Below are 14,486 nucleotides of genomic sequence, written 5' to 3'. Positions count from 1 at the left end.
ATGTCATTGAATTTCCCTGTCTCGCGCGACGCCGCCGGCGCTGACCCGGCCCGGCAGGAAGCACCGGTTCCGGCAGCCCCGGGCGCCGACGCCGGTGCCGAACCCGCCGCCAGCCCCGTGGCGCGCGACCTTTCCGTGCTGGGTTGGCTGGCGCCGAGCCTGCGCGCCGCGCTGGACGATGCCGCGGCCGAACTGGGCCACTATGTCGACGAAGTGCAGCAGGCGCCCGAGGCGCTGGGCGCGCGCGACACCACTTCGCTGCGGCTGGCCGGCCAGCACCTGCACCAGGCCGCGGGCGCCGTGCATATCGTCGGCCTGCGTGGTGTGGACCCTTACTGCCAGGCGTTGCGCCGCCTGCTCGACGGCATCGACGCCGGCGCCGTGCCGGCCGATGCAAGGACCCTGGACGTGTTCCGCCTCGGCGTGCAGGCGCTGGCCGAGTACGTCGACGATCTGATGGCCGGCGACGACGAAGACCCGGTGCGCCTGTTCCGTTCCTACGCCGACGTGCTGGACCGGATCGGCGAAGACCGCGTGCATCCGGCCGACCTGTGGGTGGACGAGCTGCAGATGCTGCCGGGCATCGTGCTGCCGATGCGCATGGCTGCCACCGTCACGCGCGCGCGCCAGCGTTTCGAAGCGGCACTGCTCAAGGCGCTGCGCCTGCCGGTGCCTTGCCATGACGCGAGCCTGCTGCTCGAAGCCTACCTGCCGCTGGAGTCCGCGCTCGAAGACGTACGCGCCAGCGAGCAGGAATTGCGCCGCGCCACCGACCATCCGGATCGCGGCGTATGGCACGTGCTGGCACTGGTGTTCGGGGCGCTGGCCCACGGCCTGCTTGCCTCCGACCTGCTCGCCAAGCGCCTGGCGGGGCGTTCCCACCTGCTGCTGCGGCAGTACCTGCAAGGCCAGGTGCGCGTGCCGCAGGCGCTGCTCAACGACGCGGTCTACCTGCTTGTCACCACCACCGGCGCCGGCGCGGCAGTGCCAGCCGGCGAGACGGAAGCTCCAGCCGTGCTGGTGCTGCGCTCGGCCATCCGCGCGTGCCTGCAAGCGTTCCGCATCGACGCGGCGCACGCGGCGGTACACGCCGACTTCCGCGTGCGCTACTACGGCTGGCTCGATCCCATCGACACGCGCAACCTGCAGCAGGCCGCCGCCGCGATGGAGCGCGCAGCCGCCGATCCGCAGCACGGGGGCTGGCACGACGCCCTCGCCGCGCTGGCCGAGGCGGCGCAACCGCTGGCCCAGCCGGCACTGCTGCGCTGCCTGGACGCCGCCGCGCATCCCGCCCTGCTGGCCGATGGCACCGATACCACCGATGGTGCCGGCGGCGGCGACGACGCCATCGGCATCGGCGCCATCGCCCTGTTCCTTGGCCGCGCCCTGGCCTTGCCGTGGCGCGTGCATGGCAGCACCGGCCATGCGTGCGCTGCCGAGTTCGCGCATCGCTGCGACGAGCTGGCCGCCTATCTTGGCGCGCGCCGGCGCGGCGAGGCCGCCGTGCAAGCCCCGCGCTGGCTCATGCAGATGGTCGAGCAGGCCCGCGCGCAGCGGCTGCGCGAGGCCGCCGTGGCGCAGTTGCGCGGTCATCTCGACAGCGCCGAATCCTGGCTCGATGCATACGACCGCGACGCCACCCGTGGCGAGGCCGGCGCGCACCTGCGCGATGCCGATCGCGCGTTCGCCGCGCTCGGCGCCACGCTCGAACAGTTGCAGCAGGCCAACGCCCTGCCGCAGACGCTGCGTGACGAGGCGCTCGCCGTTGGCGTGGCGCTGCAGCGCGTGACGCTGTCGCTCGGCCTGCTGGCCGGCGCGCGCGCCGTGCAGGTAACGGACGCCGCCGAAGCCGACGCCGCCGGCGAGCGCGCCGGCTGGCTGGCCGCGATTGCCGGCGAGCTCGGTGCGGTGCATGCCTTTATCGACGCACTCGCATTCGGCCGCAGCAGCGCCGCCGCCAGCGCGCCGGATGCCAGCGCCGCCGGCGCCGCCAGCCTGGCCGGGGAGGGCGGCGCGTTGTCCCACGCGGCGCTGCTGGCCAATGCGCGCGCTGCCGCCAGCGAGGTGGTGCGCCACGCGCCCGCCGCCGACGCGCCTGAGGTCAAGGCGCTGCGCACGGCGCTGCAGGCGCTCGGCGAACAAGCCGCCATTGACGACGCGGCCAGCCTGCGCCGCCATGCCAACGAGGCCACTACCCAGCTCAATGCCTGGCTGGCCGGCTCCCACGGCGCGGGAGAGCGCCTGGTGGTGGCCCTGGCCGATACGCTGCCGTCCGCCGAGGCGAGCCAGCCCGCCACGCCGGCGCCGCCGGCGGCGACGGACAGTGCCGCCATCGACGCCGAGCTGCTGGACATCTTCCTTACCGAAGCCGACGAAGTGCTGGGCGAGGTTGCCAGCGACCTGCGCGGCGGCTCGGCGGCGCTGGCCGATACCGATACCGTCAGCCGCCTGCGGCGCGCTTTCCATACGCTCAAGGGATCGAGCCGCATGGTGGGCCTGCACCGCTACGGCGAAGCGGCCTGGGCCATCGAGCAGGTGATGAACCTGTGGATCGCCGAGGCGCGCGGGCCGTCGAAGGCAGTGGTCGACCTGCTGCTGCGCGCGCACGACGAGCTGGCGGCATGGGTGACGGCGCTGCACGACAACCCGCTGGCCGCGCACGCGACCGCAGGCCTGCTGGCCGCGGCGCAAGCGGTGCGTGCCGGTGCGGACGCGGACGACGGACAGCAGGGACAGGATGGACAGGCGGGACAGGCACAGTCCGCGGCGCGCGAACCGGTGCGCGAGGCCGTGCAAGGCACCGCAGGCGAGGTGGCGAGCGAGATTGCGAACGAAGCAGAGAACCAGGCACCGGTCGATGCGTCGCTTAATGCGTCGGTCGCTGCGTCGGACGGCCTGCCCGCCGAGGCCACCGTCGCGGATGCCAAGGTCATTCCGTTCCGCTTCGCCAGCACGCCGGCCGAGCAGAGCGATCATTTCAAGCTGATCGGCCCGGTCCGCATCAGCTTGCCGCTCTACAACGTCTACCTGCAGGAAGCCGACGACCTGGTCCGCCAGTTCGCCACCGATGTCTCGGAATGGCACCACGAGGGCCGCCCGTGCCCGAGCGAACTGGCGCTGCGTGTTGCGCACACCCTGCAAGGCAGCGCCTCCACGGTAGGGCTCGAGCCGGTGCGTGCCATTGCCGAAGCGCTCGAACGCCTGATGCTGCAGCTTGGCGCGCATCCGGTGGCCATGCATCCCGGGGACTTCCGCTTGCTGGAGCAGGCGGTCGAGCGTGTACGCGGCATGCTGCACCAGTTCGCCGCGGGGATCTGGCCTGATGCCGACGAGGCGCTTTGCCGCAGCCTGGCCGAGCTCGGCGAGCGCGCCATGGTGCGCCCGCGCCTGGCGATGCCCGAGCCCGTCGGCCTGGCGCCGGAGGCGGAAGACGCGCCGGTCGCGCTGCTGTTCGGCAAGCTGCCGTCGGCGGCCGCTGCCGAGCCCGAGCAAGCTGGCGGGACGTCGCAGGCGCTTGCGAGCATTCCCTTTTCAGCTCCGGTGCTGGCTCCCCCCCTGGCGGCGCCGGAACCTGCGCCCGCCCCGGTGGCCGAACGCGCCGAGCAACCGCTCGATGCCGCGCTCGTCGAGATCTTCCTCGAAGAGGCGCATGGCAGCCTGCCCGAACTCGGCAAGCTGGTGCGCGGATGGGAAGCCGCCTCCGGTGATGGGCAGCACGCCAGCCACGCCGGCCTGATCCTGCGTGCACTTCATACGCTCAAGGGCAGTGCGCGCATGGCCGGTGCGATGGCGCTGGGCCAGGCCGCGCACGAGATGGAGACGCTGCTCGACGCCGCCGTGCGCGGTGACCGCGTCGGGCCGACGCTGTTCGTGCGCCTGTATGCCTGGTACGACCGCATCCTCGCGCATGGCGAGGCGCTGCAGGCCGGCCGTCTGCTGCCCGTGGACGATCCGGAGCTGGTCAATGCGACGGATGCCGGTAGCGACACCGTGGCGTCCGCGCCCGCCGACGCGCAGGCCGCGGACGCCGCGCCGCGCGCCCAGGCGCTGCCGCTGCCATTGAGCGTGGTGGGCGTGGGCACGCTGCCGCCCCAGCCTGCCGGTGGCGTGCCGGCCGTGGCCGACGCCGTCGAACGCCAGCGCGCGCTGGTGCGCGTGCAGGCGCGCACGCTCGACACGCTGATCACCGATGCCGGCGAAGTCGGCGCCACGCGCGCGCGGCTGGAGAGCGAGCTCGAAGCGCTGCGCAGCTATCTCGGTGAACTCAACGACAACGTGGGGCGCTTGCGTGGCCAGTTGCGCGAGATTGAAATCCAGGCAGAGTCTCAGATGGCTTCGCGCATCGCCGACGCCCAGCACAAGCAGGATTTCGACCCGCTCGAGTTCGACCGCTTCACACGCTTCCAGGAACTGACCCGGATGATGGCCGAGTCGGTCAACGACGTGGCCACGGTCGAGCAGAACCTGCAACGGGGTTTCGACCGTGCCGCGGGCGACCTCGATGCGCAGGCGCGTCTCACGCGCGGCCTGCAGCGCAGCCTGATGCAGGCGCGCATGGTGCAGTTCGACGCGCTGGCCGAGCGGCTATACCGCGTGGCGCGCCAGGCCGCCAGCGAGACCGGCAAGGAAGTGCGGCTGCTGATCAAGGGTGGCACCGTGGAGGTCGACCGCTCGGTGCTGGACCGCATGGCCGGCCCGATCGAACACCTGATCCGCAACGCGGTGGTGCACGGCATCGAATCCGCGCAGGCCCGCCGTGCGGCGGGCAAGCCGGCCACCGGGGCGCTTACCCTCGAAGTGCAGCAAGAAGGCAACGAGGTCGTGCTGCATTTCGTCGACGACGGTGGCGGCCTGGACCTGGCACGCATCCGTGCGCGCGCCATCGAGCGCGAGCTGCTGGCGCCGGACGACGACGCTGGCGAGGCTCGCCTGACCGAGCTGATCTTCTCGCCCGGCTTCAGCACCGCCGAGTCGGTCTCCGAACTCGCCGGCCGCGGCGTCGGCATGGACGTGGTGCGGGCCGAGACCGTGGCGCTGGGCGGGCGCATCGCGCTGTCCACGCAAGCCGGGCAGGGCACCCGCTTTACCGTGCACCTGCCCCTGACCACGGCGATCACGCAGGTGCTGCTGGTCACGCTGGGCGGGCGCCCGTTCGCTATCCCCAGCGGCATGATCGACCAGGTGCAGCAACTGCGCTCGCAGGGCCTGCTGGATGCCTATAACCGGGGCCGCCTCGACGCGCCCGGCGGCGAGGTACCGTTCCACTATTTCGGCACGCTCCTGGAAGAAGCCCCGGCGATCGCCGCGGGGCGCAAATACTCGCCCGTCGTGGTGGTGCGCAGCGGTGCCGAACGCATCGCCGTGCATATCGACGAAGTGATCGGCAACCGCGAAGTGGTGGTCAAGCACATCGGTCCGCACCTGGCACGCCTCGAAGGCATCGCCGGCGCCACCACGCTGGGCGACGGCGAGATCGTGCTGATCTACAACCCGGTCGTGCTGGCGCAGCGCTTCGTGCGCGAGCGCGGCGAACAGCCGCGCCTGACGGCGCCCGCGCTGGAGACGCAGGCGCGGCAGCCCGCGCTCGGCGCCGTGGCCGAGTTCGGCCAGGACGGCAGCGCGCCGGTGGCTGGCCTGGGCTCGCAGCCCACCATCATGGTGGTGGACGATTCGCTCACGGTGCGCAAGGTCTCGCATCGCCTGCTCACCCGCGCCGGCTAYCAGGTCGTGCTGGCGCGCGACGGCGTGGAYGCGCTGCGGCAGTTGCAGGAAGTGATGCCGGACGCCATGCTGGTGGATATCGAGATGCCGCATATGGATGGCTTCGACCTGACCCGCAATGTGCGCGCGGACGGCCGGACCGCGCATATGCCGCTGGTGATGATCACCTCGCGCACGGCGGAGAAGCACCGCCGCTATGCCGCCGAGATCGGCGTGAACGTCTACCTGGGCAAGCCGTACAACGAGGATGAACTGCTGACCACCTTGCACCACCTGCTGGGCGAGAGGGCGGCCGGGACGGCGGGTTCGGTGGCGGCAATGCTGGGGGAAAACACGGGGAGCTGACGGGGCGGCGCAGAGGCGCCTGCCCGACCCGGCAGCTTGCGCCCGGGCCGCTCGCAGTGCCCGACGATGGTCACGCCCTCTCCGCGCATGGGGAGAGGGGCGCAGGCCGCGGACATTGCATCCGCCGCCAGGCGCGTCGTCCTACTTGTTCACCATCTTCGCCGGCACCGACAAAGTCAGCGCGGCGCCAGCCACCAGGCAGGCGGCCAGCAGGTACATGCCCGAATCCGTGCTCTGCGTCAGATCCTTGAGCCAGCCCACCGCATACGGGCTGATGAAGCCAGCCAGGTTGCCCAGCGAATTGATCAGCGCGATTCCCGCAGCCGCTCCGGTACCTGCCAGGAAGGCTGTCGGCAGGCTCCAGAACAGCGGCAGCGTGGTCAGGATGCCGATGGTGGCCAGCGTGAGCCCGAGCAGGGCCAGCGTGGTATTGGCGTGCCAGTACACCGACAACAGCAAGCCGAGCGCGCCCAGCAGGGCGGGGATGGCGATATGCCAGCGGCGCTCGCGGCTGCGGTCGGCGCTGTAGGCCACCAGCACCATGCCGATCACCGCGCAGCCGTAGGGAATGGCGGTGAGCAGGCCGATGTCGAACGGGTTTTTCACGCCGGTCTGCTTGATGATGGTGGGCAGCCAGAAGCTGACGCCGTACAGCCCCATCACGAAGCAGAAATAGATCGCGCTCATCAGCCACACGCGCGGGCTGGTCAGCACCTGGCCGACCGGCGCGTCTTCCTTGTGCATGTCCTCGTTGGCGATATTGCGCTGGAGCAGCGCTTTCTCGTCGTCGCTGAGCCACTTGGCGTGGGCGATGCGGTCATCCAGGTAGGCCAGCACCAGCAGCCCCACCAGCACCGAGGGCACGCCTTCGATCAGGAACATCCACTGCCAGCCGGACCAGCCGTTGTGGCCGTCGAAGGCCTGCATCACCCAGCCCGACAGCGGGCCGCCGATCACGCCGGACAGGGCGATGGCGGTCATGAAGAAGGTGGTGGTGCGCCCGCGCCGGTGGGCCGGGTACCAGTAGGTCAGGTAGAGGATGATGCCGGGAAAGAAGCCCGCTTCCGCGATGCCCAGCAGGAAGCGCAGCACGTAGAACATGGTCGGGGTGGTGACAAACATCATCGCCCCCGAGATCAGTCCCCAGGTGATCATGATGCGTGCGATCCAGATGCGCGCGCCCACCTTGTGCAGGATGACGTTGCTCGGCACCTCGAACAGGAAGTAGCCGATGAAGAAGATGCCGGCGCCCAGCCCGTAGATGGTCTCGCTGAACTTGAGGTCGTTGAGCATCTGCAGCTTGGCGAAGCCCACGTTGACGCGGTCCAGGTAGGCCACGACGTAGCAAAGCAGCAGGAAGGGCACCAGGCGCCAGCTGACCTTGCGGTAGGTGGCGTCCTCGAAGGCGGTGCCTGCGGCACCGGGATGTACTGCGGTCGTTGTCATGCTGTCTCCTCTTGGATTTACTCTCTGTGATTGCACGAATACCGCGGGATGGGGCGCCGCCTGATGCGCGCGGCGCCGGGAAACTGGCCTGAAGGCTTGCCTTGCAGGCTGGTCGGGAAGGGACGCGACGCTGCTCTGGCCAGGCGTGCGGCCAGCGGGCCGTGCACCGTCACAAGGCGGCGCAACGACGCGAGAATCCCTTCCGGACGCGCTGCTAGTGGGCGAAGGGGCCGCGGCCGCGCAGGGCGTTGGCCGTCATCATCAATGCCAGCAGGAAAGGCAGCGCCACGTAGAGGCACCAGTGCACGCGGTCGCCCAGGGTGTCGCCCCACTTGCGCTTGAAGACCTGCAGGCGCGGCATGGCCGACGGGTTGGTGGCGCGCTTGTTTCTGACGTGCCACGCCATCCAGAAGAAGAAAATGGCGAAGGCGACCGACAGGAAGTTGATATTACCCATGTTGAATTGCGATGGTTTTCAGTGTGGTGAATCCGTACAGGGCCTCGAAGCCCTTTTCACGGCCGTAGCCTGACTGCCCGCTGCCGCCGAAGGGCAGTTCCACCCCGCCGCCGGCACCGTAGTTGTTGATAAAGACCTGGCCCGCGCGCAGCTTGTGCGCCAGCCTCAGCTGGCGCGCGCCGTCGCGCGTCCAGACGCCGGCGACCAGGCCGTAGGGCGTGCCGTTGGCCAGGGCAATGGCTTCGGCCTCGGTGTCGAAGGGCGTCGCCGCCAGCAGCGGGCCGAAGACTTCTTCCTGCGCCAGCCGGTGCGAGGGGGGCACGTCGCGGAACAACATCGGCACCTGGTAGTAGCCGGATTCCGGCGCTTCGGCCACGATCTGGCCCTGCGCCATGGCGGCGATGCCGGCATGCTGCGCGTCGGAGACGAAATCCCATACGCGTTGCTGCTGCTTGCGGCTGATCAGCGGGCCGCATTCCAGGTCCAGCGCCGACGGCCCCACGCGCAAGGACTCGAACACCGTGGCAAGGCGGTCGAGCACGGCGTTGTAGAGCGGGCGCTCCACCAGCACGCGGCTGCCCGCCGAGCAGGTCTGGCCGGCGTTCTGCACGATGCCGTTGACGATGACCGGCACCAGTGCGTCGAGGTCGGCATCGGCGAATACGATCTGGGGCGACTTGCCGCCGAGTTCCAGCGTCACCGGGACGTGGTTCTCGGCTGCCATCTGCGCGATCAGCTTGCCGGTCTGCGGCGAACCGGTGAAGGAGATGTGGTTGATGCCGGGATGGCGCGCCAGCGCGGCGCCGGCTTCATGGCCGTAGCCGGTGACGATGTTCAGTGCGCCCTCGGGCAGGCCGGCCTCGGCGGCCAGTTCCGCCACGCGCAGCAGCGACAGGCAGGCATCCTCGGCGGGCTTTACCACGCAGGCATTGCCGGTGGCGAGCGCCGCGCCGACACTGCGCCCGAAGATCTGCAGCGGGTAGTTCCACGGGATGATGTGGCCGGTCACGCCATGCGGCTCGCGCACCGTCAGCACGGTGTAGCCGGGCTGGTAGGGAATGGTCTGGCCGTGCAGCTTGTCGACCGCGCCGGCATAGAACTCGAAGTAGCGCGCCACGGCGCGCGCATCGGCGGCGGCCTGGCGCAGGGGCTTGCCGGTGTCGCGCGCTTCCAGCGCTGCCAGTTCGGCCTCGTGCTCGATCAGGATCAGCGCCACGCGGTTGAGCAGGCGCACGCGCTCGGCCGGCGCCATGGCGCCCCAGGTGCCCTCGGCGGCCTGGCGGGCGGCACGGACGGCCACATTGATGTCGACGGCGTTGCCGCGCGCGATCTCGGCGAAGGGTTCGCCGCTGGAGGGGTCGAAGACCTTGATGCGCATGCCGGAATCCGGCGCGATCAGGCGGTTGGCAACGAAATGCTGGGCATGCATTGGTGGGGCTCCGGCTGGATGCGACTGCCGCCGGGTGGCTGGCGGTGCGCCTGTCGATGCGTGGTTCGGACAATTCGCCATTATCACTCACCGCGCGAGACGCGCAAGGCACGCGCGGCGCGCAAGACGTCGGGGCCGGGTCAGCTCCGGGTCAGCTTTGACCCGTTATAATGCCCGCCATCCACAAACACAGGCATCTGGAGAACTCGCATGAGCTTCAACCTCGTCTCCCCGGGCAAGGACATCCCCAACGATTTCAACGTCATCATCGAGATCTCCGCCCAGAGCGATCCGGTGAAGTACGAGGCCGACAAGGAAACCGGCCTGCTGTTCGTCGACCGTTTCATCGGCACCGGCATGCGCTATCCGGCCAACTACGGCTTCATCCCCCAGACCCTGTCGGGCGACGGCGACCCCGTCGACGTGCTGGTGCTGTCGCCGTTCCCGATCCTGGCCGGCGCGGTAGTGCGCTGCCGCGCGCTGGGCATGCTGAAGATGACCGACGAGTCCGGCGTGGATGCCAAGCTGGTCGCCGTGCCCCTGGACAAGCTGTCGCCGGCCACCGCCTTCATGAAGGGCCTGTCGGACGTGCCGCAGAACCTGCTGGACCAGATCAAGCACTTCTTTGAGAACTACAAGGCGCTCGAAGCCGGCAAGTGGGTCAAGGTCGAAGGCTGGGCCGGCATCGAGGAAGCCCACAAGGAAATCACCGACGGCGTGGCGAACTACAAGAAGTAAGCCCTGCCACCGGCGCGGCACCGGCGGCCATGCGTGCATGGCCGTTTCCGGTACCGGACCCAACCCGCTGCGGCGGGTTTTTTTGTCGCCGTGGCCTTGATCAGGGCCAAGTACGGCTCGGTGCCGCCAAGTTAAGCTTCAGGCATATACCAGACGGAGCCTTGTCCCATGAACGCGATCTCCCCCACCTCGGCGTTGCCCGCGGCACGGCGCTATGCCGCTCCTGCCCTGTTCTTCCACTGGGCTGTCTTCCTGCTGATTGCCGTCGCCTATGCTGCGATCGAGCTGAAGGGCTTCACGGCACGCGGCAGCGCCGCCCGCTTCGCGGCCATGGCAGCGCACGAATGGGCCGGCGTGCTGGTGCTGGCGCTGGCTGTTCCCCGCCTGCTGTGGCGCCTGCTGCGCGGCGCGCCGGCACCCGAACCCGGCCCGCGCTGGATGCGGCTGGCGGGCGCCGCCATGCACCTGGTGCTCTACCTGTTTATCTTCGCGCAGCCGCTGCTAGGCCTGCTGACGGTCAATGCCGCCGGCCACGTGCTGGCGCTGCCGGCGCTGGGCCTGGAAGTGCCTGCGCTGATCGCGCCGGATCCGGCCCTCAAGGGCACGTTCAAGGAGATCCACGAGACCCTCGGCACCGCCTTCTACACCGTGATCGGGCTGCATGCGCTGGCGGCGCTGTTCCACCATTACATGCTCGGCGACGACACGCTGCGGCGTATGTGGCGCAGGCGCGCAGGCCTGGCCCGCTAGCGCCCGTCGGCCTCAGCCGCGGGCGAACGGCGTACGGTCGTTGAGTTCGTCGAGATAGGCGTCGATGCCCTGGCGCTCGCGCTCCAGGAAGCGCTCGACCGCATCGGCAAAGGACGGATGCGCCAGCCAGTGGGCCGAGCGCGTCGCCACCGGCAGGAAGCCCCGCGCCATCTTGTGCTCCCCCTGGGCGCCGCCCTCGAAGGTGCGGATGCCTTCGGCGATGCAGAATTCCAGCGGCTGGTAGTAGGCGGTTTCGAAATGCAGGCAGGGATGGTGTTCGAGCGCGCCCCAGTAGCGCCCGAACAGCGCGCTGCGGGCCGGGTCGGCATCGTAGACCACCAGCGAGGCGGCGATCGGCTTGTCTTCGCGCTCGGCTATCACCAGAAGCAGGTTCTCCGGCATTGCCGCGCCGATGCGCAGGAAGAAGTCCAGGTTCAGGTAGGGCGTGGAATGGTGTTCGCGGTAGGTCTGGCGATAGCAGCGATGGAAGAAGCGCCAGGCCTGTTCGTCGATTTCGTGGCCGCGCAGCTGGTGCAGGCTGATGCCGGCCTCTGCCACGCGGCGCCGCTCGGCGCGGATGTTCTTGCGCTTCTTCTGCGACAGCGTGGCCAGGAAGGCCTCGAAGCTCTCGTAGCCGGGGTTGGTCCAGTGGAACTGCACGCCATGGCGCATCAGCATGCCGGCGCCGTCCATCAGCGCGGCCTCGTCCTCGTCCGGGAACAGCACATGCAGCGAAGACAGCTGGCTCTGCTCGGCCAGCGCCAGCGCCGTCCGGAGCAGCAGGCGGCGCTCGCCTTCGTCGCGCGCCAGCAGGCGCGCGCCCTGCACCGGGGTGAACGGGATCGCGCACAGCAGCTTGGGATAGTAGGGCAGGCGGTGCTGGGCGTAGGCGTCGGCCCAGGCCCAGTCGAACACATATTCCCCATAAGAGTGCGACTTGGCGTATAGCGGCATGGCGGCGGCGAGGCGTTCGCCGTCCTGGCTGCCACCATCGTCATGCGCCGCCCACAGGGTCAGGTAGCGCGGGCTCCAGCCGGTTTCGTCGCAGGCGCTGCCGCTGGCGTGCAGGGCATGCAGGAAGGCGTGGCGCAGGAACGGCGTGGCGCCGGGCTGGGCGGATACCAGGCGGTCCCATTCGGCCGCCGGGATCTCCGCCAGATCGGAAACGATCTGCGTGCGATAATCCCCCGTCCGCCTGGGTTCCTGTCCGTCTTGTGCCGAAGCCGCCCCCGTGGCGCCGCCGGCGGGATGGTCCGGGCCGGGCTTGCAAGATTCCGACTGCATTGCGCTAGATTCACTCACCATTTTGCCTGCCGGCCGAGTCTACCGGAAACGGGCGGGTGGTGCAGCGCGGCATGCGGGTGGCCGGCAAGGCCGGGCGAGTTGGCCGGAGCGCCGTGGTGCGCCAGCCAACACCCCCGTCCCGGCCGCCGGGCTAGAATCTCTCACTAACCAACGACAAGACAAGGGGCCAACATGAAGCAGATTACCGCCATCATCAAACCGTTCAAGCTGGACGAAGTGCGCGAGGCGCTGGCAGACGTGGGCGTCACCGGGCTGACGGTTACCGAGGTGAAAGGCTTTGGCCGCCAGAAGGGGCATACGGAGCTGTACCGTGGCGCCGAGTACGTGGTCGACTTCCTGCCCAAGATCAAGATCGAGGTGGTGGTGGCCGAGAACCAGCTCGACACCGTGCTGGACGCCATCGTCAAGGCCGCCCACACCGGCAAGATCGGCGACGGCAAGATCTTCGTGACCGAGATCGAGCGTGTCATCCGCATCCGCACCGGCGAGCAGGACGAAGCCGCGGTCTGAGTTCACGGGGTTGAGCTCGAGGGTGTCTTTGGCGTGTGTGCTTCAAAGTCAAAGGCTTTCGCGCCCCCGGCGCGACCTACTTTCTTTTGTCCGAAAAGAAAGTAGGCCAAGAAAGCGGACTGCCTTGCCGGCAGGGGCAGAAACGTTGGGGTTTCTGGTGTTTCTGGTTTCGGGGTGGGGCCTTTGGTTCTGCTTTGTTCCGCCGGTACCGGTGCGGGCGGCCACTGATCTGCGGATGTCGTTGGTTTCGGGGTCAGGCCTATGATGGCGGGCGCACTGCCTGTTCGGGCATCTGCCGTTACCGGCGCTGGCCGCTACGACATAGCGCCCTCATGGTTTCGTGGTGGGCGTGGTGGACGGTGCACTGGTGTCAGCAGTTTAAGTCCGGCCGCGGGGCGCAGGCGCATCGGGCCGGCACGGTTCGAAGTTGACGCCCCTTAGCTCGGCAGCTTCCAGCCGAAGCGCACCGACAGCAGGCGCGTCGCCGTGATGGTGATCGCGCCCGCCAGCAGCGCCACTTCCTGGTCGGCCCGCAGCCAGGTCAGGCCGATATAGACCCAGCAGCCCACGAAGGCGCAGGTGGCGTAGGGCGAGCGGTCGCGCAGGATCATCGGCACCTCGTTGCACAGCACGTCGCGCACCACGCCGCCGAACACCGAAGAGATGATGCCCATCATGACCGCGACGGTCGGGGTCATCTGCGCCACCAGCGCCAGCGAGGTGCCGGTGACCGAGAACAGCCCCAGGCCGATCGCGTCGGCCGTGATCATGGTGCGCTCGGAGGCCACGCGGCTGACCACCCGCAGCACCAGCGAGGCGCTCAGCGAGAGCAGGAAGATCAGGATCACGTAGCCTTCGTGGTCGACCCAGTAGAAGGGCCGCCGGTCGAGCAGCACGTCGCGCACCGTGCCGCCGCCGAAGGCCGTGGCGAACGCCACCACGAAGGTGCCCACGGCATCGAAGCGCTGCTTGCGCGCATCGACCACGCCGGAGATGGCGAAGGCCAGCACGCCCGTGACTTCCATCACATGCAGGATGAGGGGCAACCGCCCCATCAGGAGATCGAGCGGCAGGTGCATCGTGCGCGCGCGATCAGGCGTGCGGCTGGCGCAGCAGCACCATCAGCGCGCCGGCACCGCCTTCGGCGCCGCGCGCCTGCACGAATGCCAGCACTTCTTCCTTCTGCACCAGCCAGCTGCGCACCTTGCCCTTGAGCACGGGGGTCTTGTCCGGCGAGCCGTTGCCCTTGCCGTGGATCACGCGCACGCAGCGCACGCCACGCTTGACCGAGCGCCGCACGAACTCGGCCAGCGCCTCGCGCGCCTCGTCGCTGCGCAGGCCGTGCAGGTCGATCTTGTCCTGCGGCACCCATTCTCCGCGGCGCAGCTTCTTTACCACGTCGATGCCGATGCCGGGGCGGCGGAACGACAGCGTCTCGTCGGTATCGAGCAGGTTTTCGACGTCGAATTCGTCGGAAAGCGACGCGGCCAGCACGGCCTTGTCGTCGAGCTGGGTCTGCACCGGCACGGGCGCGGGATGCTTCGGCGCGGGCGTGACGCGGTTGCGGTCGCGCAGCGTGTTGACGTTGCCCACGCTGCTGCGGAACACATCGGCCTCCTCGCGGGCGCGCTGCGCCGCTGCCTCGGCTTCGCGGCGCTCGGCTTCGCGTCGCTCGGTGTCGGCCTTGAGGGAATCGCGCAGGCCGGACAGGTTGGTCAGGTCGAAACGCTTGGGCTGGCTGGCGGGTTTCTTGGCGCCATGCGGCATGGGGGCTTCTCCGGAAGG

Annotated in this window: 10 protein-coding genes; 4 read left to right on the top strand and 6 right to left on the bottom strand. The window is 69.4% G+C overall.

Annotated elements, in window-relative coordinates:
* Positions 1–6,066, top strand: a complete 6,066-nt coding sequence (locus AB4Z48_RS03945; protein WP_441612561.1) for an Hpt domain-containing protein — start codon at positions 1–3, stop codon at positions 6,064–6,066.
* A gap of 141 nt (positions 6,067–6,207) precedes the next feature.
* Here the strand turns inward: AB4Z48_RS03945 and AB4Z48_RS03940 are convergent, their stop codons facing one another.
* The 3 genes from AB4Z48_RS03940 to AB4Z48_RS03930 form a co-directional block, all read right to left on the bottom strand.
* Positions 6,208–7,512 (bottom strand): MFS transporter, encoded by a 1,305-nt coding sequence (locus tag AB4Z48_RS03940; protein WP_441612560.1) that lies wholly within the window; start codon positions 7,510–7,512, stop codon positions 6,208–6,210.
* 214 nt (positions 7,513–7,726) lie between these two features.
* Positions 7,727–7,969 carry a hypothetical protein gene (locus AB4Z48_RS03935; protein WP_441612559.1) on the bottom strand — a complete coding sequence of 81 codons (243 nt, stop codon included), beginning with the start codon at positions 7,967–7,969 and terminating at the stop codon, positions 7,727–7,729.
* Positions 7,962–9,398 carry an aldehyde dehydrogenase family protein gene (locus tag AB4Z48_RS03930; protein WP_441612558.1) on the bottom strand — a complete coding sequence of 479 codons (1,437 nt, stop codon included), beginning with the start codon at positions 9,396–9,398 and terminating at the stop codon, positions 7,962–7,964. Before AB4Z48_RS03930 ends, AB4Z48_RS03935 begins: the two co-directional genes overlap by 8 nt.
* Positions 9,399–9,608: 210 nt before the next feature.
* On the opposite strand from AB4Z48_RS03930, the gene ppa reads away from it, so the two are divergent.
* The gene (gene ppa / locus AB4Z48_RS03925; RefSeq protein ID WP_017228479.1) at positions 9,609–10,136 is read left to right on the top strand and encodes an inorganic diphosphatase; all 528 of its coding nucleotides are present in this window, start codon (positions 9,609–9,611) and stop codon (positions 10,134–10,136) included.
* A gap of 168 nt (positions 10,137–10,304) precedes the next feature.
* Positions 10,305–10,886 carry a cytochrome b gene (locus AB4Z48_RS03920; protein ID WP_441612557.1) on the top strand — a complete coding sequence of 194 codons (582 nt, stop codon included), beginning with the start codon at positions 10,305–10,307 and terminating at the stop codon, positions 10,884–10,886.
* Positions 10,887–10,898: 12 nt separating this feature from the next.
* Here the strand turns inward: AB4Z48_RS03920 and AB4Z48_RS03915 are convergent, their stop codons facing one another.
* Positions 10,899–12,170 (bottom strand): GNAT family N-acetyltransferase, encoded by a 1,272-nt coding sequence (locus AB4Z48_RS03915; protein ID WP_441612556.1) that lies wholly within the window; start codon positions 12,168–12,170, stop codon positions 10,899–10,901.
* A gap of 192 nt (positions 12,171–12,362) precedes the next feature.
* Between AB4Z48_RS03915 and glnK the strand changes: the two genes are divergently transcribed.
* Complete coding sequence (gene glnK, locus AB4Z48_RS03910) at positions 12,363–12,701, top strand: P-II family nitrogen regulator (RefSeq protein ID WP_006162803.1); 339 nt, start codon at positions 12,363–12,365, stop codon at positions 12,699–12,701.
* A 437-nt stretch (positions 12,702–13,138) separates the two neighbouring features.
* On the opposite strand, the gene AB4Z48_RS03905 is transcribed toward glnK, so the two are convergent.
* Positions 13,139–13,780 (bottom strand): trimeric intracellular cation channel family protein, encoded by a 642-nt coding sequence (locus AB4Z48_RS03905; RefSeq protein ID WP_441612555.1) that lies wholly within the window; start codon positions 13,778–13,780, stop codon positions 13,139–13,141.
* A gap of 13 nt (positions 13,781–13,793) precedes the next feature.
* Positions 13,794–14,468 (bottom strand): Smr/MutS family protein, encoded by a 675-nt coding sequence (locus AB4Z48_RS03900; RefSeq protein ID WP_441612554.1) that lies wholly within the window; start codon positions 14,466–14,468, stop codon positions 13,794–13,796.
* Positions 14,469–14,486: the final 18 nt, after the last annotated feature.

The organism is Cupriavidus sp. 2TAF22 (assembly GCF_052115045.1).
Taxonomy (GTDB): domain Bacteria; phylum Pseudomonadota; class Gammaproteobacteria; order Burkholderiales; family Burkholderiaceae; genus Cupriavidus.
This window is presented reverse-complemented; position numbering and strand designations above follow the sequence as displayed.

Coding starts and splice junctions, on each gene's coding strand:
- ppa (WP_017228479.1), top strand. CDS start 9,609: ATGAGCTTCAACCTCGTCTCCCCGGGCAAGGACATCCCCAACGATTTC.
- AB4Z48_RS03905 (WP_441612555.1), bottom strand. CDS start 13,780: ATGCACCTGCCGCTCGATCTCCTGATGGGGCGGTTGCCCCTCATCCTG.
- AB4Z48_RS03940 (WP_441612560.1), bottom strand. CDS start 7,512: ATGACAACGACCGCAGTACATCCCGGTGCCGCAGGCACCGCCTTCGAG.
- AB4Z48_RS03920 (WP_441612557.1), top strand. CDS start 10,305: ATGAACGCGATCTCCCCCACCTCGGCGTTGCCCGCGGCACGGCGCTAT.
- AB4Z48_RS03935 (WP_441612559.1), bottom strand. CDS start 7,969: ATGGGTAATATCAACTTCCTGTCGGTCGCCTTCGCCATTTTCTTCTTC.
- glnK (WP_006162803.1), top strand. CDS start 12,363: ATGAAGCAGATTACCGCCATCATCAAACCGTTCAAGCTGGACGAAGTG.
- AB4Z48_RS03930 (WP_441612558.1), bottom strand. CDS start 9,398: ATGCATGCCCAGCATTTCGTTGCCAACCGCCTGATCGCGCCGGATTCC.
- AB4Z48_RS03915 (WP_441612556.1), bottom strand. CDS start 12,170: ATGCAGTCGGAATCTTGCAAGCCCGGCCCGGACCATCCCGCCGGCGGC.
- AB4Z48_RS03900 (WP_441612554.1), bottom strand. CDS start 14,468: ATGCCGCATGGCGCCAAGAAACCCGCCAGCCAGCCCAAGCGTTTCGAC.